At 60.5% G+C, this 20,119-nt stretch carries 22 protein-coding genes; 7 read left to right on the forward strand and 15 right to left on the reverse strand.

The genetic code is table 11. From position 1 onward, the window contains the following. Positions 1-195: 195 nt before the first annotated feature. From KB449_RS21565 to uptA, 3 genes are all read right to left on the reverse strand, one after another. On the reverse strand, positions 196-825 hold the full coding sequence (locus KB449_RS21565; RefSeq protein ID WP_282910313.1) for an MBL fold metallo-hydrolase: 630 nt from the start codon (positions 823-825) through the stop codon (positions 196-198). A 13-nt stretch (positions 826-838) separates the two neighbouring features. After that, a complete protein-coding gene (locus KB449_RS21570; protein WP_282910314.1) occupies positions 839-1,405 on the reverse strand; it encodes a thioredoxin family protein in 567 nt (188 codons plus the stop codon). A gap of 98 nt (positions 1,406-1,503) precedes the next feature. Next, entirely contained in the window at positions 1,504-2,112 is a 609-nt protein-coding gene (gene uptA, locus KB449_RS21575; RefSeq protein WP_282910315.1) for an undecaprenyl phosphate transporter UptA, read from the reverse strand. 197 nt (positions 2,113-2,309) lie between these two features. On the opposite strand from uptA, the gene KB449_RS21580 reads away from it, so the two are divergent. Together KB449_RS21580 and KB449_RS21585 are read left to right on the forward strand one after the other, a co-directional pair. Continuing rightward, positions 2,310-2,759 carry a cupredoxin domain-containing protein gene (locus KB449_RS21580; RefSeq protein WP_282910316.1) on the forward strand — a complete coding sequence of 150 codons (450 nt, stop codon included), beginning with the start codon at positions 2,310-2,312 and terminating at the stop codon, positions 2,757-2,759. Between the two features lie 89 nt (positions 2,760-2,848). Then, positions 2,849-3,160 carry a dehydrogenase gene (locus tag KB449_RS21585; protein ID WP_282910317.1) on the forward strand — a complete coding sequence of 104 codons (312 nt, stop codon included), beginning with the start codon at positions 2,849-2,851 and terminating at the stop codon, positions 3,158-3,160. A 73-nt stretch (positions 3,161-3,233) separates the two neighbouring features. Here KB449_RS21585 and KB449_RS21590 read toward each other — a convergent pair whose 3' ends face one another. The 7 genes from KB449_RS21590 to yyaC all read right to left on the reverse strand — a co-directional run bounded on the left by KB449_RS21590 (position 3,234) and on the right by yyaC (position 11,536). Beyond that, a complete protein-coding gene (locus tag KB449_RS21590) occupies positions 3,234-5,414 on the reverse strand; it encodes an O-antigen ligase family protein (protein ID WP_282910318.1) in 2,181 nt (726 codons plus the stop codon). Between the two features lie 284 nt (positions 5,415-5,698). Further along, positions 5,699-6,385, reverse strand: a complete 687-nt coding sequence (locus tag KB449_RS21595) for a GGDEF domain-containing protein (RefSeq protein ID WP_282910319.1) — start codon at positions 6,383-6,385, stop codon at positions 5,699-5,701. A 34-nt stretch (positions 6,386-6,419) separates the two neighbouring features. Further along, positions 6,420-8,102 (reverse strand): histidine kinase N-terminal 7TM domain-containing diguanylate cyclase, encoded by a 1,683-nt coding sequence (locus KB449_RS21600; RefSeq protein ID WP_282910320.1) that lies wholly within the window; start codon positions 8,100-8,102, stop codon positions 6,420-6,422. Between the two features lie 120 nt (positions 8,103-8,222). Further along, complete coding sequence (locus KB449_RS21605; protein ID WP_282910321.1) at positions 8,223-9,428, reverse strand: class I SAM-dependent methyltransferase; 1,206 nt, start codon at positions 9,426-9,428, stop codon at positions 8,223-8,225. Beyond that, entirely contained in the window at positions 9,425-10,087 is a 663-nt protein-coding gene (locus KB449_RS21610; protein WP_282910322.1) for a DUF6483 family protein, read from the reverse strand. The genes KB449_RS21605 and KB449_RS21610 overlap by 4 nt, the downstream gene beginning before the upstream one ends. Further along, complete coding sequence (locus KB449_RS21615) at positions 10,080-10,895, reverse strand: alpha/beta fold hydrolase (protein WP_282910323.1); 816 nt, start codon at positions 10,893-10,895, stop codon at positions 10,080-10,082. Before KB449_RS21615 ends, KB449_RS21610 begins: the two co-directional genes overlap by 8 nt. A gap of 29 nt (positions 10,896-10,924) precedes the next feature. Further along, complete coding sequence (yyaC, locus tag KB449_RS21620) at positions 10,925-11,536, reverse strand: spore protease YyaC (RefSeq protein ID WP_282910324.1); 612 nt, start codon at positions 11,534-11,536, stop codon at positions 10,925-10,927. Between the two features lie 130 nt (positions 11,537-11,666). Here yyaC and KB449_RS21625 point away from each other — a divergent pair, with 130 nt between their 5' ends. Then, entirely contained in the window at positions 11,667-11,888 is a 222-nt protein-coding gene (locus tag KB449_RS21625; protein WP_282910325.1) for a DUF1128 domain-containing protein, read from the forward strand. Positions 11,889-12,037: 149 nt separating this feature from the next. After that, positions 12,038-12,382 carry a hypothetical protein gene (locus KB449_RS21630; RefSeq protein ID WP_282910326.1) on the forward strand — a complete coding sequence of 115 codons (345 nt, stop codon included), beginning with the start codon at positions 12,038-12,040 and terminating at the stop codon, positions 12,380-12,382. Positions 12,383-12,469: 87 nt separating this feature from the next. Here the strand turns inward: KB449_RS21630 and KB449_RS21635 are convergent, their stop codons facing one another. The 3 genes from KB449_RS21635 to KB449_RS21645 all read right to left on the reverse strand — a co-directional run bounded on the left by KB449_RS21635 (position 12,470) and on the right by KB449_RS21645 (position 16,437). After that, positions 12,470-14,056, reverse strand: a complete 1,587-nt coding sequence (locus KB449_RS21635) for a UDP-glucose--hexose-1-phosphate uridylyltransferase (protein WP_282912883.1) — start codon at positions 14,054-14,056, stop codon at positions 12,470-12,472. Between the two features lie 211 nt (positions 14,057-14,267). Then, positions 14,268-15,254, reverse strand: coding sequence for a UDP-glucose 4-epimerase GalE (gene galE, locus KB449_RS21640; protein WP_282910327.1), 987 nt, complete (start codon positions 15,252-15,254; stop codon positions 14,268-14,270). A gap of 1 nt (position 15,255) precedes the next feature. Further along, on the reverse strand, positions 15,256-16,437 hold the full coding sequence (locus tag KB449_RS21645) for a galactokinase (RefSeq protein WP_282910328.1): 1,182 nt from the start codon (positions 16,435-16,437) through the stop codon (positions 15,256-15,258). A gap of 164 nt (positions 16,438-16,601) precedes the next feature. On the opposite strand from KB449_RS21645, the gene KB449_RS21650 reads away from it, so the two are divergent. Further along, positions 16,602-17,459 carry an AraC family transcriptional regulator gene (locus tag KB449_RS21650; RefSeq protein ID WP_282910329.1) on the forward strand — a complete coding sequence of 286 codons (858 nt, stop codon included), beginning with the start codon at positions 16,602-16,604 and terminating at the stop codon, positions 17,457-17,459. Here KB449_RS21650 and KB449_RS21655 read toward each other — a convergent pair. After that, positions 17,432-17,839, reverse strand: coding sequence for a hypothetical protein (locus KB449_RS21655; protein ID WP_282910330.1), 408 nt, complete (start codon positions 17,837-17,839; stop codon positions 17,432-17,434). The genes KB449_RS21650 and KB449_RS21655 overlap by 28 nt on opposite strands. Before the next feature lie 76 nt (positions 17,840-17,915). Between KB449_RS21655 and KB449_RS21660 the strand changes: the two genes are divergently transcribed. Next, entirely contained in the window at positions 17,916-18,083 is a 168-nt protein-coding gene (locus tag KB449_RS21660) for a hypothetical protein (protein WP_282910331.1), read from the forward strand. A gap of 27 nt (positions 18,084-18,110) precedes the next feature. Next, positions 18,111-19,022 carry a LysR family transcriptional regulator gene (locus KB449_RS21665; protein WP_282910332.1) on the forward strand — a complete coding sequence of 304 codons (912 nt, stop codon included), beginning with the start codon at positions 18,111-18,113 and terminating at the stop codon, positions 19,020-19,022. Between the two features lie 66 nt (positions 19,023-19,088). Here KB449_RS21665 and KB449_RS21670 read toward each other — a convergent pair whose 3' ends face one another. Beyond that, the gene (locus KB449_RS21670; protein WP_282910333.1) at positions 19,089-20,084 is read right to left on the reverse strand and encodes a glycosyltransferase family 2 protein; all 996 of its coding nucleotides are present in this window, start codon (positions 20,082-20,084) and stop codon (positions 19,089-19,091) included. Between the last annotated feature and the right edge of the window lie 35 nt (positions 20,085-20,119).

The raw sequence follows: 20,119 nt of genomic DNA on the forward strand, positions 1-20,119 counted from the left end.
CCCTTGACGACGGCAAACAAAAAAACGCAGGCACAAGAGAGACTGAGCTCTCTGTCGCCTGCGTTCTTCGCAGTCGTTGCTTTTACATATAACTTCGTACCGCCAATATAGCAGAGGAAAGCCGGGCTTGTAAACCCCTTTTTTTCCATTGTTCGACAATTTCCCGGGAAATTCAGGAAACCATCTCGCTTAAGACTACGCGGAAACGTACGGATTTTCCTGTTTTTCTTCTCCGATGGTCGTCTCGGGGCCGTGTCCGGGCAATACGAGCGTATCGTCCGGGAGCGTGTACAGCTTGCCGCGAATGGACTTCGCGAGCGTATCCTGATGGCCGCCGGGCAAATCGGTGCGTCCGACGGAGCGGCGAAACAGCGCGTCGCCGGCGAACACCAGATCCCCGCACACAAAGCTGACGCTGCCCGGCGAATGTCCTGGCGTATGGCGCACCTCGAACGTTTCGCCGATCAACTGCAGCTTCTGCCCGTCCGCAAGCGTATGATCGGGAGGACCGCTCTTGACCGGCGCCGTCACGTCGCTCCAGCGGGCGGAGCCGTTCTTGGCCGGATCGGTCAGCCAATCCTTCTCCAGCGGATGAAGATAAACGGGGCAGCCCCACTTCGTACGAAGCTCGTCCACGCCGCCGATATGGTCGAAGTGCGCATGCGTGAGCAAAATCGCTTCGACTTGAAGGCCCGCGACCTTGCGCAGGAGCGCCGGATCGGCGGTACCCGGGTCGATCACGATCGCCCGCGTCCGCGTCGCGTCGACGACAACGTAAGCGTTGGTCTGAAGCGGACCGAGCGGAAAGGCTTGAAAAGTCAGCATCTGCAAAACTCCCTTAGACGCGTTCGAGCACGTCCTGCAGTTCCCAAAGGATGACAGGCGTATACTCGGAGGCATCGCCGTATTGCTTGACGATCTCTTTGCGCGCGACGGACAGATTGTCCTGATAAGTAGGTGCCTGATTGTCCGGATTCGCTTCCTTGAAAGCGATCATGACGTCCTGGACGTGCTGCGGGCGAGGTCCCCACTTGCCGAGAAGCGCGCCGCCGGTGTCCGTGACGAGGACGATCGGAATCGAGCGTCCGCCCAATGTCAGATGTTGGTCGATCAGGTCGAAGTGCTGTTCGATGATCATGACCTCGGTTGGGATGCCTGCGGTCTCGAACGCGCGGAAAACGACGGGTACGCTGCGCAGCGCGTCGCCGCACCAATCCGCGGTGATGATCATGGCGCGAAGGTCGTCGCGGTTGTTAAGCGATTCGAAGAACTCCTGGCTCTTCGCGTCCGGCCATGTGAAGCTGTCGTAATTAGCGTTAAAGTCTTCTTTGTTCTTCTCCATCCCGTCCATAAAAGCGCGCGGCGAGATGCCCTGGTTAAACTTGTGTGCGAGCTGTTGGCTCATGCGATATCCCTCGTTTCGACAACGTAAATGAACTTGATCCTATTGTAGCAATCCCTGCGCCAAAAGGAAAACCATGCGAACGAAAAAAAGCAAATCCGTTAAATGGATTTGCCCCGCTTGCGCAAATAGATATAAACGAAATAAACGATAAGTGCCGCGAGCGCGATCAGGATAATCGGACGAACGTAAGGCGCGGCCTTCTCGTCGATCTGTTCCCAGTTGTCTCCGAGGGACTTGCCGAGCCAGACGAACAAAATCGACCATGGAATGGACGCGAGCAGCGTCAAGCCGCTGAACAACGCCAGATTCATCCTGGCCATGCCGGCCGGGATAGAGATGACCTGTCGCATAACGGGCACGAACCGCGCGGTAAAAACGATAATCGGCCCGTACTTTTGGAACCACTGCTCCGATTTGTCGACATGCTTGGGCTTCAAATGCAGAAATTTGCCGTAACGGTCCACGATCGGTCTGCCGCCGTAACGGCCGATTGCATACAGAATCCACTGCTGGATCAGCGCCCCGATAACGCCGCATGCGACCGCGCCCCAGAAATTGACGTCTCCCTTCCAGACCAGGTAGCCGCCGTAGCCGAGCACGATCTCGCTGGGGATGACCTCGATGGCGAGGCCGATAACAATCCCGAAATAACCGAGACTTTCAATCCAATGCAGCAACTGGTTAAGCCATTCGTGAATCGTATCCATCCTATGTACCTGCTCTCTTCATCGTATTTGCGTCGTGGAACAAACGCGATATAAGTAGGGGCCGGAACCTTTTCCATTCTAGCATATCCGCCTATCCCGATTCTACTTGGCCCGGGTCCAGGTAGAAACGATGTCATGCGGGGACGGGCCTGCGCATACAAATTTAATAGGACAAAGCCGAAGAGGAGCGAACGGATATGAGCAAAGTCATGTTTATCAGCAAAAAAAGGATTCAGTGGTACATCGCAGCCTTGGCCATCGTCGTGCTTGGCGCGGCCTACGCAGGTTGGCATCGGACGCAGGCGGCTTCCGCCCCTCCGCCCACGGACGTGCAGGTCCGTTACATCGTAACGACCGAATTCAATTCGACGACAGACAGCGGGCAGGAAATCGAGGCGTATCGCTGGGATCCGGGCACGATCCCGGTCAAAAAAGGACAGCCAGTCGAACTGCGCATCACCGGCGTCAACGGCCAGTCGCATCCCTTTACGATCGAAGGACTCGGCGTCAAGGCTACCGTAACGAAAGGAAAAACGACAGTTGTCCGCTTTACGCCCAAGGAAGCCGGCACCTATGCCATCGTCTGCGAGACGCATAGCGATCCGAAGGACGGCGTCCCGATGGTCGGCTATCTCGTCGTTCAATAATCGTCGCCGTTGACGCCCGCAAGACCGGCAGTCCTCGTAACCCCGCGCTCCTCCACCGCATAGATTAACGCGGAGAGGAGCGCTTCCGCATGAAAAACGACTTGGGCAAGCACGCCGGCTCACTGCCTACCGCCAGGGTCATCAGGCGCGCGTGCGGCAACGAATTGTACCGGACCGTCAAGCGGCTCAAGGCATACGTGCCCGACGCCAAAGTGAAGGAAGCGGAGGAACTGTACGTCCGCCGCGTCATGTTGAATCTGCTGTGGATTCACGAACACCGCAGCGACCGCAAAAAGCTGGCGGATTGGTGGGAAGCCGAAGTATCCTCCGATATCGCTAGCCTGTGGGAGATCGACCAAGACCGTCTCGTCCGGGCGTTCCGGGACGCGTTCGGCGGTTAAGCCCCGGCCATTCCCGCAGATAAAAGCCCGGCAGCGCCGCTTCGAAAACGATGCGTATGCTGCCGGGCTTGTTTTATTTGTCTTTGTCATCAAGCAACAGCAAGGCCTGCGCCTCTCTCTGCCAGTCCGCGTCCCCGTCCCGCAGCGCCTCCCGAAGCCATGGCTCCGCTTCTGCGCGGCGGCCGGCCGATATCGCGCATCTCGCAGCGTTGACCTTCGCGGAGACGAACAGCTCGGTGCCGGACCACGGGTTGGACTTGCCGGCATATTGCCGCGCGTACAACGCTTCGTACCGTTCAAAAAAGCCGATGCCAGCGAGCCCCGCAAGCCTGGCGCCTTCGTCGTCCCCTTCATCCATGAGCTGCTGCGCCAGATTCGCGAATCTGGCGATGACCGCATTTTGCGAATCGCGGTCGAAGCGCGCAAGGCGAAGCGCCTCCTTTAAATGCGTCTCCGCTTCCCCAATTGCGCCCGCGTCCGCGTATGCCATTCCAAGCGCGTAATGCACGGTCGGCGAATTCGGTTCGTACCGCAGCCCTTCCAGCAGCCATGCGGCCCGCTCGGCCGCCGGCAGCAGCTGCGAAGCTTCGAGACGCGGACGGTTCCACGGCGGATTGTGCCGCTGAGCATCGAGCAGCAGCGCAAGCTTCGCCGCATCGCCTCGGGCGGTTTGCGCCGCTGCGTACGCGCCGGCCGCCGACTTGTAGCGGATGGCCGGCGCCGTGGCGGCGATCGCAACCGCGAGCAGCAGAAGGATCGGACCGGCGAGGCGGAAGATGCGCAATGTCTCCGCGGCAACGGCGCCCGTAGACGCAAGCGGCCGCACGGGCGAGGGCTGTCGCGCCGGAAGCGACAAATGCAGCGCCAGCCAGAAGAGCAGCAGCAGCCAGATATAAGCATAGGACCAATCGAAATCGATGCCTGCGTGCAGCAGCAGCACTGCAGCCGGTCCCCAAACGCGCCCGGCTCCTTCACGCCGCCAAAGGATAACCGCAAAGACGGCCAGCATGGCAAGCAGCGCGGCAAAACCGATCGCCCCCGTGTCGATGAGCACTTCCAGGTAGCCGCTATGAACCTCGTTTCCAATATACGGACCGCTCTGGTACAAGCCCACCTGCATGCGCCAGGCTTCTCCTCCTGCGCCCAGCAGCGGGCGGTCGGCGAACATGCGCAGCGCGTCCGCATAATATAGCGTGCGTGCGCCCGCCGTCTCCAGGTTGCCTTCCGCCCGTCCGCCGGAGCCACCTCCGGAGGCAAGCAGCAGGTAAGCGATCGCTGCGCAAATCGCAAATACAGCCGCGCCGCCCCATACGCCGGTCAGCAGCCGACGCAGCCGCGCCAGAGCCTTCAACGCCCTTGTAGCCTCGGGCGGCCGCAGCAGCCGTGCCGTCAAAGCGAATAGCGCCGTCGTAGCGATCAGCGCCCAGATGCCGTCTCCCGGCGTCCCGTTCTCCATTGCGCCGAACGCGAATCTGGCGGCGATTGCGGCGCAAAGCGAGGCGATGCCTGCGACCGCCAGGCCGTAGCCCCGACGTTCCCGGCGAAAAGCCGCGAGCAGCGACACGAAGCCTGCCGCGGCAAGTGCAAGCATGGCGCCGCGAGACTCGGTCAGCAGCAGCGCGGTCAACGCAGGCACGAGCGACACGGCCGCAAAACCGCTTGCTGCGCGACCCGGCCGGTTGAGCAGCTGCCACAGCGCGAGCGTGTAGAACGCCGCTACGGCGCCGCAGGCGTTGGGATATTGAAGAAAGCCGGCCAACCTCGCGCCGGTCATCGACAATGCGGCATCCGACGACCGGTAGACGATATCCGGATAACGAATCCAGCCAAACCAGCCTGCCAGCCCGCCCCATACGAAGTACAAGCCTGCGGCATGCAAGGCTGCGTGCCCTGCCGCTTTGCCGCCGCGCATTGAGGCAAACATCGCCGCCAGCGTCAGCCACGCGCCGTATGCGCACCATCGCAGCAGGCTGTCCGCCGTCCCCTTAACGGACGCCGGACCTGCGAGCCATGCGCAGCCGTAGGCGGCCGCAAGTCCCAGCGGCGCCAGCGCCCACCAGGGAAGCGCACGTCGGGCTGCAATCGCAGAAGCTGCGACCGCTCCGGCAGCCAAGACGATCAGCGCGGCCTCTGCGCCATACAGATCCGCGTCGTAGAAGAGTCCTTGCCTGTATGCGGCCCAGCCTAAAAAGCAAGCGAAGAGCAAGCCGCCGCCAAGCACGGTCGACAGCCGCAATATACCTTTATGCATCATGGAAAACCCCTGCTCCGCTAAGCGTCATATCTCTAGCGTAGCGGCTTTGCCATCCGGCCGCAAGCATAGTCTCCTCGGACCTTCGCCCATGCGAAATAACCCTCCTCCGGGCAACGGACAATCGCCGTCTTTGGATAGGGCTTGAGCTTTACGGCCGCAATGAACGATAAGCGGGCTTTGCGCTTTAAGCTGTGGCTTTGAGCCGTTGCTGTGGCTTTGAGCCGTTGCTGTGGCTTTGAGCCGTTGCTGTGGCTTTGAGCCGTTGCTATGGCACTGTCCCGGTGTTACGCTTCGAGCCTGTGCGGCTCCGACTGAAGCTTGGCGAGATGTTTGCTGTCATACAGACGCCGGTCCGCCGCAGCCGACAGCTCCGCCAGCGTCGTTCCGTCTTCCGGATAGAAGGCGTACCCACAGGATGCGGACAAGCGGAGCCCGCTGTGCAAAGACAAGCCCTCCATGCGTTCGTCGATCGCGCGCTTCAGGCACTCCGCCTCCTGCCGGTCGGCATAAGGACATAACAGCAAAAACTCGTCGCCGCCCCAACGGCAAACGATCTCGCCGCGGACGGCCGATTCTTCCAGTGCGCCCGCTGCCATCGAAATGGCCCTGTCTCCCTCGGCATGCCCGAGCCCGTCATTAATAAGCTTGAAATCGTTCAGATCGATCAGCATGACTGCCAGGCGCTTGCGGCGCGCCTCCGCTTGCTTCAAGAGGCCCACGATGCAGCGATGCGCAAAGCCACGGTTCCATAGACCGGTCAAGCTGTCGCGGTCCGCACGCTGCTTCAACCTGTCGTATCGTCTGCCGAGCAAGCCGAAGGCGGGAAACAAAACAAGCGCGAAGCCCGCAGCTTCCCACAATGCATAATGCCCTGTCGAAGCCATATACCGGTGTGCCAATCCCGCCGCGCCGACGGCCGCGCTTACCAGCGCGGCGGCGGCCAGCCCGGTCAGGAGTCCGCGATTATCCATTTACCGATCGCTCCTTCTCAATGCCTCATGGGGGTTACGAGACGACGACACGATTGCGTCCTTCGTTTTTAGCCTTGTAGAGCGCCACGTCCGCCTTAGAAAATAACGTTTGCAATACATCGCCGATGTCATCCGGATTCGCGACGGCATCCGTCCCGGCAGCTGCTTCTTCATCGGTCGCTTCCGTGACGATTCCCATGCTAATCGTGACGCATATCGTCTCGCCGGCTGTCCGAACCTTGTTGTGAAGCACGGAAGACATAATGCGGTCCGCCACTTTTTGCGCCTCTTCCCGGCTTGTCTGCGGTAAAAATACAGTGAACTCCTCGCCGCCGTAACGCGCCAGCAGATCGAAGCTTCTGAGCGTCGAGCGCACGGCTTCGGCAGTCGCCCTCAGTACCTCGTCGCCGGCGAGATGACCGTACCGGTCGTTGATCTGTTTAAAGTGGTCGATATCGAACAGAAGGATGGAAAACGGAACGTTTCGCTGCTTGCAGAGAAAGGCTTCGTGCTCGACGTAATGCTGGAAAAAGGTGCGGTTGTAACAGCCGGTCAAACCGTCCGTAATCGCAGCCTGTTCAAGCTTTTTGTTGACGCGGTACAGCTCGTCCTGCATCGCGATCAGCTCCAGGTTCCGCTCGTGAAGCGCCTCGTTCTTCTGGTTCATCTCGTCGATCAGCTTGCGTTGTTCGGTGACGTCGAAGAAGGCGACGATACGCCCTTGCAGACTCTTGAATTGATCCAGCAGCGGCGAGATCTGCAGCGAGACCGATTTGTAATGCCCGTTCGTCAGCAAAATCTCCGTGCGGATTTTTTCTCCGGGATGATGCCTGTATTTGAACAAAAAATCGCTAACGTCGTTGGCTGGCTGACCGGACATCAGGAAGCGCTCCAGATCGAAGGTTTCCCCCTTTACGGGCTGCGCAAAGCCGACGGCGCTGCGGTTAAAGTCCAACACCTTGCAGCCTTCGTCGATGACGATAATTCCCGTTTCCACCTGCTCGTAAATTTTGTGTTTGGCTGTATCGACTAGATCGAATACGCCATACCGGTAGATGGCGATGACGAAGCAGATGTCCGACAAGACGATGCCGGCCGAGGTGAGGCCTTGAACCACACCAAGCCAAGGCGACAGCACGACGTTGAACAGCAGATCGAGCACCGCGAACACCGTGAGCACGAACATGCCGAGCAAGGATGTCGCCAGTTGCTTGCGCTCGTTGAGCGAACGCACCGTCCGATGAGCGTTGAACATATGAAGCAGCGCGATAAAGAAATAGGCGAATTGAACGAAGGTCATAATCCAAAAAAGCGGACCGTATTCACGATCGCCGTATTGTCCGTTCTCCGGCTTCAGGAATTGGCTGAACGGATTGACGATCGCTGACGCCGCGCAGAGAAACGCAGGCATGAGAAAAGCAAGCATACGGGGCGGCCTTCGCAAATAATGCGTGCGCCTCGTGAGGAACAGTACGAACGCGAGCCAGCCGGGCCCCAGCAAACTCAGCGCGACAAAAGATACGGTCAAATAGAAATGCTGGTAGGAGGGGATGTCCGTGGAGCGCACGCCGACCTGTCCTAGCGGCCAGAGCATCATGATAAAATGAAAGGCCAGATAAACCTTGTGCGTTCTGGAAATCGGATTCAAGGCAATGAAAAGGCCGAGCAGCACAAACAGACAAACGAATAACAGAAAGTCTGGCCGTAGAAATTCCAATCGGCTCACCTTTTCATGGAAAGACTAACCCTTTAACCCGGGGCAATTGATTTATTCTAACATAGCCGGGATTTTGCCGACAAGACGAATGGCAAACTTTGTAAATATAACATTTTTAATTTATTTCGTTTCCGCTTTTAATTCCATATTATTTTCCATATAAGGCGAAATGGATAAAAAATCCCGAAACTTTTCGTAATCCCGCAAAGTCTGAGGGGACACAGGCGAACCGCTGCGCACGGCCCGGATCAGCAGATTTTTGGGCGTATGCTCCAAATCGATAAATTCCAGCATTTGCACCTTGTAGCCAGATACCTCAAGCAGCTGTGCCCGCACCGCATCGGTGACGAGCGCGGAGAACCGTTCCTTCAAAATGCCGTGCCGCAGCAGCGGCTTAAGCAGCGGTTGCTCGATCTGGCGCATCAGCTCGTGCTGGCAGCAAGGCACCGACAAGATAACCGAAGCCTGCCAGCCCACTGCCTTGAGCAGCGCCGCGTCTGTCGCCGTATCGCAGGCATGCAGCGTCACGACCATGTCTACCCGGTCGGTGTCGGCATAATCGGCGATATCGCCTACCGCGAACCGCAGGCGGTCCCAGCCCAGCCGGTCGGCCAGCTTCGAGCAGTCCGCGATGACGTCGGCCTTCAGATCGAGTCCGATAATCCGTACGGGCAGACGTTCCTTGATCGCAAGCAAATGGTACAGCGCGAACGTCAAATAAGATTTGCCGCAGCCGAAGTCGACGATAGTTAGCTCCCTGTCCGTCGGCAAATGGGAAATGACATCGGATACCATCTCGAGAAACCGGTTGATCTGCCTATACTTATCGTATTTCGCCTTGATCACCCGTCCCTCGGGCGTCATGACGCCGAGCGCTTCTAGGAAAGGCACCGGCTCGCCCTCGGGAAGCACATACGTTTTGGTCCGGTTGTGCGAAGGCGTTGACTCAAGGACGCCCCCGGTTTCAGCCGCTTTGGCTGTCGGCGCGCTGCGGAGAATAACGGCTTTGCCCTTTTTGTTGACGAGAATTTGTATGTCGTTGTCGGGCGTCTTCAGCAGCGCCTGCCGGTAATCGCGTTCGACGAGACGCAGCAGCTCGGCGGCCGCTTCGCCGGGCGCCAGGTTCTGATGCAGCGCCTTCGCGCCGGCGAACCGTTCGAACTGATAGCGCAGCTCGCCCTTCAGTAGGACGGGGCGGACGGCGATCTTGCGCGTCTCCTCCGACTTGCTGCGGGGCTGGCTGACGGTCGCCTGAATCAGCTTGCCCTCTTCGATCGCTCCCCGGACGAGGTCATTCAATTCTTCCGTTATCGTTTCCGCGCTCATGAAGCCGACTCCTTCGTCAGATTGTTCCATTGACGGACGCCTTCGCGCAGCTCGTCGCGCGAAAGACCGCCGCGCCCAAGCTCCTCGTCGCCCAACGCCTGAAGCCGCTCATAGAAAAGCAATCCTTCATCCGTGCCGGCATCGCCGACGTCGAAAAGATCGTACAAGCTGTTTTCCGCATCCGCATAACGGCCGTCATGCTCCTGCCATTCCCAGGCGGCTCGCAGCGTCTGCGCGGAGCCGTCCAGGCGCGCCGGTCCGTCGACAAGCCGCTCCATTCGCCGCTCCAGGTCGAGTCCTTCGACCGGACCGTGCGTGCGCAGCACGTAGCCGATCAGGCGCAGTGCCTTTTCCAGTCGCTGCAAGCTCTCCGCTTCGCGCCCCATGTCGGCCAGGATGTCGCCCTCCTCCTGCAAAAAGGCGCCGATCGCGCCGATCGCCTCGGCATCCGAGCGCCCCCCGCCGCCGAACATCGCGATCAGATCCGCATCCGACAGTCCGAGCGCGAGCCTCGCCCGCATCCGCAATTCTTTGCTCATGAATTCGTCGATCAACAGCAGCGCTTCCTCGTGCTTGCCTTGCTGCTTGAGTCCCATCAGCGCACCGAAGGCGACGGACATCTGATTGATCATGCGCATGAAATAATCGCGGTCAAACATCGGCTTCGCCCCGCTTCGCTTCGGCAACGAATGCCAGAATCGCTTCTGCGAAGGCTGTCGGCTGCTCCATCATGCCCATATGCCCCGCGCCCTCGAGCAAACGAAGCGTCACCCCAGGTCCGTCGACCGGGAATCGCTTGTCCGGCCCGATCACGTTGTCGGACTCGCCAGCGAGAAGCAGAATCGGCGACTCGAGCGCTTCGAGCACTCCGCGCCTGTCGGGACGCTCCTTCATGCCGAGAGCCGCTCCGATGCCGCCTTCCGCGGAAGTGCCAAAGCCGATCGTCAGCGCACGTTCGACCTGCGCTTGTAGCGGCGCCAGGTTATCCGCGGCAAACAGCTTCGGAACGAGATCGCGAATATGTCCCTGCATGCCCTCCCGGGAGATGCGCGCCGCCACCTTTTCCCGGTTCGCCTTGCCGTTGTCGTCATCCGGAAAAGTCGTGGAATGCAGCAAGCCCAGACCCAGCAGCCTGTCACCCGCGCGCTCGGCCAGCGCCAGCGCCGTATAGCCTCCCATGGAATGGCCCAGCACGAACGCTTGTCCGATATCCAAGGCGTCCAGCAGCTGCGCGGCATCGTCCGCAAGCTGTTCCATCGTGTACGTCCCTTCGGTCGCCGCGGACTCACCGTGGCCGCGCGCATCGGGAGCTATGACCCGCGCATGCGCCGACAGCAGGGGCAGCACGTCGTCCCAGTAACCTGCGCTGCCGCAGTAGCCGTGGAGCAGCAGCAAGGGGACGCCTTGTCCCTCGTCCAAATACGAGACTTCCAGACCGTTTTTTAATGTCAATCGGTTGCGAGCCATATCGTGCACATCCTTCCGCGGTTTTTTATTTATTTTAACGAACCGTCGTTCTCAAACTCAAATGCCGCATCTGCCGGCACGGCTTCGCGCGCGCCGAACGCTTGCGGGCGAACGGCCGCAAGCGCGGCGGCTGCGGCATCGGCGATCCGCTTCGCCATCTCCATCACGGCGTAAAGAGAAGTCGTCTGCAGCGTAATATACGGCTTGGGACCGAATTCGCCCACGACGGCCGCTACGCTATAGTCTCCGACTGGCGGCAGCGCTCCGCCCACCGACCTTGCCGGCTGGAGCGATCCTTCTGCAAGCAGGAATCTGCCGACGTTCTCCGGCCGGCCCAGGCATGCGTCGATTGCGATCACCACGGCATCCGCAGGCAGCGCGGAAGCTTCGCGTCCCAGCCTGTCCGCGTCGCACGGCTCTCTCAGCGTCCCGATCACGCCGCTAACGCCGCGCTCCTCCAGCATCGTGCCGACCAGCGGACCGAGGCTGTCGCCGGTGGAACGGTCCGTGCCGATGCAGAGGAATAGGATCGGCATGCCGGGATTCCGTTCGAGGGCGCTTCTAAAAAAACGCTCGAGCTCTTGCTCGCCGGATGCGGCAAAAAACAAGGGCGAAGGCCCTGGGACGCGGTTCGCGGTCATCTTCCCGCTCCTTTCGAGGATGGCTTGTTCAGGTTACAGCGTATCATGCGCCGACCGGTTATGCCAGCGCGAAGCGGGCTGCGCTGTGATACAATGGGTTGAGCTTATATCGAGAGAGGATGCTGCGCGAATGGATCTTAACAAGCCGACACAGGAGAACGTAGAATATATGATCGAAGCGATCAAGACGAAGCTCCGGATGGCCTCGGGGGCTGCGATGCAGGCGTCGCACTTCAACGCCGATCGCTACGAGGACCTTAAGGATATTTACGATATGGTCGCTTCCAAGGACCGGTTCAGCATCAGCGAGGTCGAAGCGCTCGTGTCGGAGCTGGGCAAGCTGCGGGGTTAATAGGAGCCGGTTCGTGCGCTGCGGTGTGGGCCGATTAGCGGCAATCCGTGCCACTATCGCTCCAATTCGCCGCTGCTTCGGCCGCTTAGCGGCAATCCGTGCCGCTATCGCTTCATTACGCCGCTACTTGGGTCGCTTAGCGGCAATTCATGCCGCTATCGCTCCAATTCGCCGCTGCTCCGGTTCTTAGCGGCAATCCGTGCCGCTATCGCTTCATTACGCCGCTGCTTGGGTCGCTTAGCGGCAATCCGTGCCGCTATCGCTTCATTACGCCGCTGCTTGGGTCGCTTAGCGGCAATTCATGCCGCTATCGCTTCAACTCGCCGCTGCTTCGGCCCCTTAGCGGCAATCCGTGCCACTATCGCTCCAATTCGCCGCTGCTTCGGCCCCTTAGCGGCAATCCGTGCCACTATCGCTCCAATTCGCCGCTGCTTCGGCCCCTTAGCGGCAATCCGTGCCGCTATCGCTGCGATGCATGGGCCAATCAGCACTAGCCGAACACCCGCCGCTCCACAACAAAAACGCCTTTGTTGCCGCCAGGCAACAAAGGCGTTTTTGCTATGCTCGCAGCCGCATACAGCCTACTCGGCGCCGCCGGTCTCGAAGCCCGCGGCCGCCAGAAACCGGCCGAACGCAGCCCGGCCCGCGGCGTCCTGCTTGAACACGCCGGCGTCGCGCAGCACGGCGTGGAACTTGTCGCCCACGGCCGCCTGCAGCGCGGCCCGCGCGGCGTTCTGCGCCATCGCCGTGCCGTGCGCGACGACAAGCTCCGCGATCCAGTCCGCGTGCTTCGCGAGCGGATGCGGTGCCTCGCTCTGCCCGCTGCCAATCGCCGCCGGATCGTAAGCAGTCTCGCCCGTCAGCAGCGACGCGATCTGCGACAGCTCCGCGTCGAGACGTCCCGGCAGCACCGCTAGGCCCATCACTTCGATCAGGCCGATGTTTTCCTTCTTGATATGATGCAGCTCCCGGTGCGGGTGAAAAATGCCGTCCGGGTGCTCGTCGCTCGTGCGATTGTTGCGTAGCACGAGATCGAGCTCGTATTCGCCGCCCTCCGCGAGCCTTGCGATCGGCGTAATCGTGTTGTGCGGAACGTCGCCGCTCGCCGCTCGCACTTCGGCGGACGGATCGCTATAAGCCCGCCAATCGGCCAGCACCCGGTTGGCCGTGCGCAGCAGCGCCGCCCTGTCCTTGCTGCGAAGCCTCAATGCGGACATCGGCCACTGTACGATACCTCCGCGTACCGATCGCTCTGCGCCGTGCGTCGCCCACGCCGCTACGCCCGCCTTTTCCATCGGGAACACATGCCTGCCGCCCTGGAAGTGATCGTGGTTCAGGATCGAGCCGCCCACGATCGGCAGGTCCGCATTCGAGCCGACGAAATAATGTGGGTACGCGTCCACGAAGTCGAGCAGCCGCTCGAACGTCTCGGGCACGATCCGCATCGGCACGTGCTCGCCCCGCAGGATAATGCTGTGCTCGTTGTAGTACACGTAAGGCGAGTATTGGAAAAACCACCGTTCGCCCCGCAGCGTCAGCGGAAGTATACGCAGGTTTTGCCGCGCCGGATGATCGAGCCTGCCTGCATAGCCTACATTTTCGCGGCAGAGCAGGCACTTCGGGTATTCGGCTTTGGTCTGCGGCAGGCTGCGCAGCAGCGCAATTTCCCGCGGATCCTTTTCCGGCTTGGACAGGTTAATTGTAATCTCCAGCTCACCGTCGTCCGTCGGGTGCAGCCAATAGCCGTTCTTCGAGATCCTGTCCATCCGGATATAGTTGGAGTCGATGTTCAACCTGTAAAACCAATCCGTAGCCGCGCGCACGCCGTCCACAGCCGACAGCCGGTCGAACGTCGCCGAAGTCTCGGAAGGACGGGGCATCAGCAGCCCCATGATCCGGGCGTCGAACAGATCCCGCTGCGTCGTCGTGTCGTCGGGGATCAGGCCGAGCGCGGCAGCGGCGTCCAGGAGCGGCTCCAGCACGGGCACCGGGCTGTCCAGCGTCTCTTCCGTCAGCGGTCCGCCCGCCGGTCCAGCCAACCCGAACAAATCAAGCAGCGTGTTGTGCGCGTAGTCCTCGTCGAGCTCGCCGATAATGCCGCTCTGAAGCGCGAAGCGCACCAATCTGCGGATCGACGTGCCGACCTCGTCCCTCCGCGCCTCCGTCATGCCGCTCGCTTCCGCGGCGTCGCCCTTGTTGCTCATTTCTCGTCATCCCTTCGTCTGCAATAGCTTCCCATGCTGCCAGGCGCTTTGAGGCTAAGCGAGATTCGATCTGCATTCGATCTGCATTCGATCTGCATTCGATCTGCATTCGATCTGCATTCGATCTGCATTCGATCTGCATTCAATCTCCTCCCGCCACGCGCCGCCGGCCGATTTATTTGCCGTACCCGTTCGGATGCGCCGAATGCCAGGCCCAGGCGCTCTCGACGATCGGGCGCAAATCGGCGAACTTCGGCGTCCATCCGAGCTCCGTGCGTGCCCGCTCCGAGGAGGCGATCAGCACCGCGGGATCTCCCGAGCGACGCGGCACGATTCTAGCGGGAATCTCATGGCCGGTCACCTCGCGGGAAACGTCGATCACCTGCTTGACGGAGAAGCCCGTTCCGTTGCCCAAGTTATAGATCGCGCTCTCGCCGCCGCCGCGCAGCCGTTCCAGGGCGCGGATGTGCGCGTCCGCCAGATCGCTGACATGGATATAGTCGCGAATGCAAGTGCCGTCCTCTGTCGGATAATCGTCGCCGAACACCGAGATGAACTCGCGCTGTCCAAGCGCGACCTGGAGCACAAGCGGGAGCAGGTGAGACTCGGGGGTATGGTCCTCGCCGATCTTGCCGCTCTCGTGCGCGCCCGCCGCGTTGAAGTAGCGGAGCGAGACGTTTTTGATGCCGTGCGCGACGTCGAACCAGGAGATCATCTTCTCCATGGCCAGCTTCGTCTCGCCATAAGCGTTGGTCGGCTTGGTGCGGTCGTACTCGTCGATCGGCACCTTCTCCGGCTCGCCGTACGTCGCCGCCGTCGAGGAGAATACAATGCGGGAGACGCCGGCCTTCTTCATCGCCTCCAGTAGCACGAGCGTTCCGTATACGTTGTTATGGTAGTATTTTCCCGGATTCGTCATGCTCTCGCCGACCAGCGAGTTGGCCGCGAAGTGGATGACGCCGTCGATATCATTTTCGGAGAAAATCCGGTCCAGCACCGCTTCGTCTCGCAGGTCGCCCTCGTAAAGTTTTCCGCCAAGCAGCGCTTCTTTGTGTCCTTGGTACAAATTGTCCAGCACCACGACCTCTTCGCCCTTGTCCAGCAGCGCCGCTACCGTATGGGAGCCGATGTACCCCGCTCCGCCCGTCACCAATACCGCCATGTCAGTTCGCCTCCTTGATCTCGTGCACGCCGTCGCCGATGTCGCATACGTAAAAATCCGCCGTCAATCCCGTCTCCGCCTTGTACTTTTCGCCGACCTCGGCGATAAAACGCTCAGTTGCATCCTTATGCACGAGCGAGATCGTGCAGCCGCCGAAGCCGGCGCCCGTCATGCGGGAGCCGAGCACGCCCGGCACCTCGCGGGCCGCAGCCACCATCGCGTCCAGCTCCGCGCCCGTCACCTCGTAAAGATCGCGCAGCGAGTCGTGCGAAGCGTTCATCAGCTGCCCAAAAGCGGCCAGATCGCCCTGGCGCAGCACTTCAACCGAGCGGCCGACGCGGTCGATCTCCTCCACGACGTGGCGCGCGCGCTTTCTGACGATATCGTCAGCGATCAGATGCGCTTGCTCGTTGAACTGGGCGAGCGTGAGCTGTCCCAGCAGCGTCAGCTCGGGGAATGCCGCCCGCAGCTCGCCGACCGCCGTCTCGCATTGCGCGCGCCGTTCATTGTACGCGGAGTCCACAAGTCCGCGGCGTTTATTCGTATTGCCGATGACGAGCTTGTAGTCGCCGGACTCGAAAGGAACGAGCTCATATTTCAAAGTGTCGCAGTCGAGTAGAATGGCATGGTCTTTGCGCCCGTTGGCGACCGCGAATTGATCCATGATGCCGCACTTTACGCCGACGAACTCATTTTCCGCATGCTGCGACCACAGCGCGATTTGGACCGTGTCCGTCTCGCGGCCTTCCAGCGTCAGCAGCGCGAACGCCGTGACCACCTCGATCGAAGCCGACGAAGACAACCCCGCGCCGTTCGGAATCTCGCCATGATAGAGGATATCATAGCCCCGCGACAGCGAGATGCCTCGCTGAGCGAGCTCCCAGACGACGCCCTTCGGATAGTTGGTCCAGTCGTCCTCTTCGTTAAAGACGAGATCGTCTGCAGGGACAAGCCGCGACTGCGGGAAGTTCGTGGACGCCAGGTGCAGCTGACGGTCCTCGCGAGGCCGGATCAGCAGCGTCGTGCCGAACGTCAGCGCAGCCGGGAAGACAGCGCCGCCGTTGTAGTCGGTATGCTCGCCGATCAGGTTCACGCGGCCCGGCGCAGCGAAGATGTGGATGTCGGACTCGCCCTCGCCGAGGCGGGTGATGAATTGTTCGCGAAGCGTCGGATAATGAGGCATGATGGGATTCCTCCTGAATTAGGGCTGCGATTTACTAACAGTATAACGCCGGAAGGCGCGATCGGGAAATGGCTTGAAATGCGGTCTCTATGGAGAAATGTGACTTCGTGCGGTACAATCGCGGAGTGAAGCATAACAAGGCACGACAAGGAGACCGGATCCCCATGACCCATACGCCCGATTACCGCGTAGCCTCCAACCCCGCGCCGACGCTGCCGCAAGGACTTGCCGCGCTGTTCGCCGGCGAGAGCCAGACCCGGCCCCTGCATCGCGTCGGACCGAAGGTCGTCGACTATTATTTGCTGCATCATGTGATTTCCGGACACGGCACATTCGAGACCGAAGGCCGCACTCACGAGCTCGGCCCCGGCCACACTTTCCTGATTCGGCCCAAGCGCCTGTTCAGCTACGAATCGGATGCGGACGATCCATGGCGCTACCGCTGGGTCGCCTTCGCCGGAGACCGGGCGGAGCAACTGCTGGCCGAGGCCGGCCTGGGTTCGGAGCGCCTCGTCGTCGACACCGGCGACTCGCCGGTGCCCGCAGAGCGATGCCGCGAGATCTACGATTCTTTTCGCGCGCGAAGCGCGTCGGCGTCGCTGGAAGCCGCGGGTCTGCTTCATCTCTTGCTCGCCTCCTTAATGATGGCCGGTGCGGAACGCGCCGAGCAACTGCCGATGGCCGACACGCACGGCGAAGAGCTCGTCCGCCAGGTGATCGGCTATCTGGCCACCCAGTTCGCCGAGCCGGTGTCGATCGAGGCGATGGCGGAGACGCTCGGCTACAATCGAGCTTATCTGTCCCGCTTGTTCAAGCGTCATACCGGCGTCACGCCGATCGCTTTTCTGACGCGCATCCGAATCGACCGCGGCAAGCGTCTCCTGCGGGAGCGGCCCGAGCTGACGGTCGAGCAGGTGGCCTCTTCCGTCGGCTTTCAAGACGCCTTATATTTCTCCAAGCAGTTCAGACGCGCTTTCGGCGCGACGCCGACGGGCTATCGGACCGATACGTTGCGATCCTGACTAGATTTGCCTGTCTTGTCTGTCTTGCCTGTCTTGCCTGTCTTGCCTGTCTTGCCTGTCTTGCCTGTCTTGCCTGTCTTGCTCTGATTTGCCCCGTTGTTCCCTTTTACTAGCTGCCTAGACCTGCCCAGACCTGCTGCCCTGCCCTGCTGCTCTGCCCTGCCCTGCTGCTCTGCCCTGCTCTGCTCTGCCCTGCCCTGCCCTGCCCTGCCCTGCCCTGCCCTGCCCTGCCCTGCTGCTCTGCCCTGCTCTGCTCTGCTCTGCCCTGCCCTGCCCTGCCCTGCCCTGCCCTGCTTCCCTGTCCCCGACTCCAGCCGTCCCGTGCACGTCGCCACCATTCCAATGATGGCGTTTCCATCGATAATATCGATACTCGGCATGCAAATCGCTCGATAACCCCCGGTCTTGAGAGGATGATAAGATATTCCTCAACAAACGGCCGAGGGGGCGATTTAGTTGTTGATCCAGGACCGCACTGCTTATAAAATATGGGATAACGAGATCAAAGAATTCGAGCGGCGATGGGCATTCGAACGACATCCGCACGAGATTAAGCGCCCCCGCCCGAAGGCTTCGGCCCACTGGCTGGCGCTGATGCTGCTCGGCTTGCTCCGCAGGCAATGATCCGCCCTCAGACAGGTGGTGGCAAATGTGGACTTTATTTATATCCGGTCGTTCATCGAGGTTGCGCGCTGCCACAGCTTCACCAAGGCGGCGGAGAACCTGGGCTATGTACAATCCAGCGTCACGACTCACATTCAGAAGTTAGAGCAGGAATACGGCGTAATCCTGTTCGAGCGATTCGGCAGATCGATGCGTCTGACCTCGGCCGGCGAGCAACTGCGCGATACGTTCGAGCAAATCCTGGCGTTGTACGAGAGCTCCAAGCACTTGATCTCCAGACCCGCCAAGGGACACCTGGACATCGGTACGATCGAATCGCTTTTCTCCTACTTCCTGCCTCCGGTCTTCCATCAATACCGCCGCGTCTACCCCGAGATCAATCTTCAGGTGCATCCGATCACGGAGACCCAGATTCTGCAATTGATCAAGGCCGGCGATATCGACCTCGGCATCGTGCTCGACCAGCCGATCCAGGAAGAGGACATCGAGGCAATCAAGCTGCGCGAGGAGGAGCTGGTGCTCGTCGCAAGTCCGGGACACCGGTTGCAGCAAGCCGTCCAGATTTGCGCCGATGATTTGAACGGCCAATCCTATATCGCGACCGAGCATACGTGCACATATCGCAACGCCTTCGAGAAGCTTCTGGGCAAGCACGGCGTCGCTTACGACGTGCACCATGAATTCGGCAGCCTCGAAGCGATCAAACAGTGCGTGTCCTACGGCCTGGGCATCGGGCTGCTGCCGCGGATCGCGGTCGTGCGGGAGCTCGAGGAGGGCAGGCTGATCCGGCTTCCCTTTTCGCATCCGGACATCACCTTCTATACCCAGATCGTCATTCACCGCAAAAAATGGCGCGATCCCGCGATACGCCATATGATCGAGCTGCTGCGCGAGGCGGCGGGGCGCGATGGCGAAGACGCGATTCAAAAAGCCCAATAAGTCGGCAAAAAAGGGACACCGCAGCGTATGGCGCGCGGTGTCCCTTTTTTATGTAAATCGGCGCATTTACCTTCGCATCTCGTAAGGCGAAAGCGCTTGAGGCGCGCGCGATACGTCCTCCGCTCCCTCGAAGTTCAGCTTGTCCGCCACCAGATAGAGCGGGCGGCGCTTGGACTCCTCGTAGATGCGGCCAATATACTCGCCCAGCACGCCGAGCAGCGATAGCGTGATCCCGTGGAAAAACAGGCTGATGACGATAAGCGAAGTCCAACCCGCAGTCGTCGTGTCGGTGAAGATGCGTTGGCAGATGACGACGATCAGGTAAATGAAACCCGCAGCCGACAGCAGAAATCCAAGGATGCCTGCCAGCTTGAGCGGTTTGGTCGAAAAGGAGGTAATCGCGTCCAGCGACAGCCGGACCATCTTGCGCAGCGGGTACTTGGTCTCGCCGGCAAAACGCTCCTCGCGCGCATACTCGAGACCGATCTGGCGGAAGCCCGCCCATGCCACCATCCCGCGGATGAAGCGGCTCCGTTCGCGCATTCCGCTCAGCGCGTCGCAAACCTTGCGATCCATGAGCCTGAAGTCGCCGGTATCGACCGGTATATTGACCGAGGTCAACGCCGCCAGCGTGCGATAAAACCACTTGGCGGTCGTCTTTTTGAACCAGGTCTCTCCCTGCCGCGAGATTCGCTTGCCGTAGACGACGTCATAGCCTTCGCGCCATAGCGCAAGCATCTGCGGGATCAGTGCCGGGGGGTCCTGCAGATCCGCGTCGATCAATACGACGGCTCGGCCCGAAGCATGATCCATGCCCGCCGTCACGGCGATCTGGTGGCCGAAATTGCGGGCGAAGTCCAGCAGCTTCACTCTGGCATCCCGGGCGCAGATCCCGCGCACGATGGCAGCCGTCCTATCCCTGCTGCCGTCATTGACGAACACGAGCTCGTAGCTCTCGCCCGTTGCCTCCAGCACCTCGGTCAATTTCCCATAAGTGGTCTCAATGACCTCTTCCTCATTGTACATCGGGACGACGACGGACAGCGTCACCACAGCAGCCATGCAGCCTTCCTCCTCAACTTGCCTGAACTTCAGGA

Source organism: Cohnella hashimotonis (assembly GCF_030014955.1).
GTDB classification, from domain to species: Bacteria; Bacillota; Bacilli; order Paenibacillales; family Paenibacillaceae; genus Cohnella; species Cohnella hashimotonis.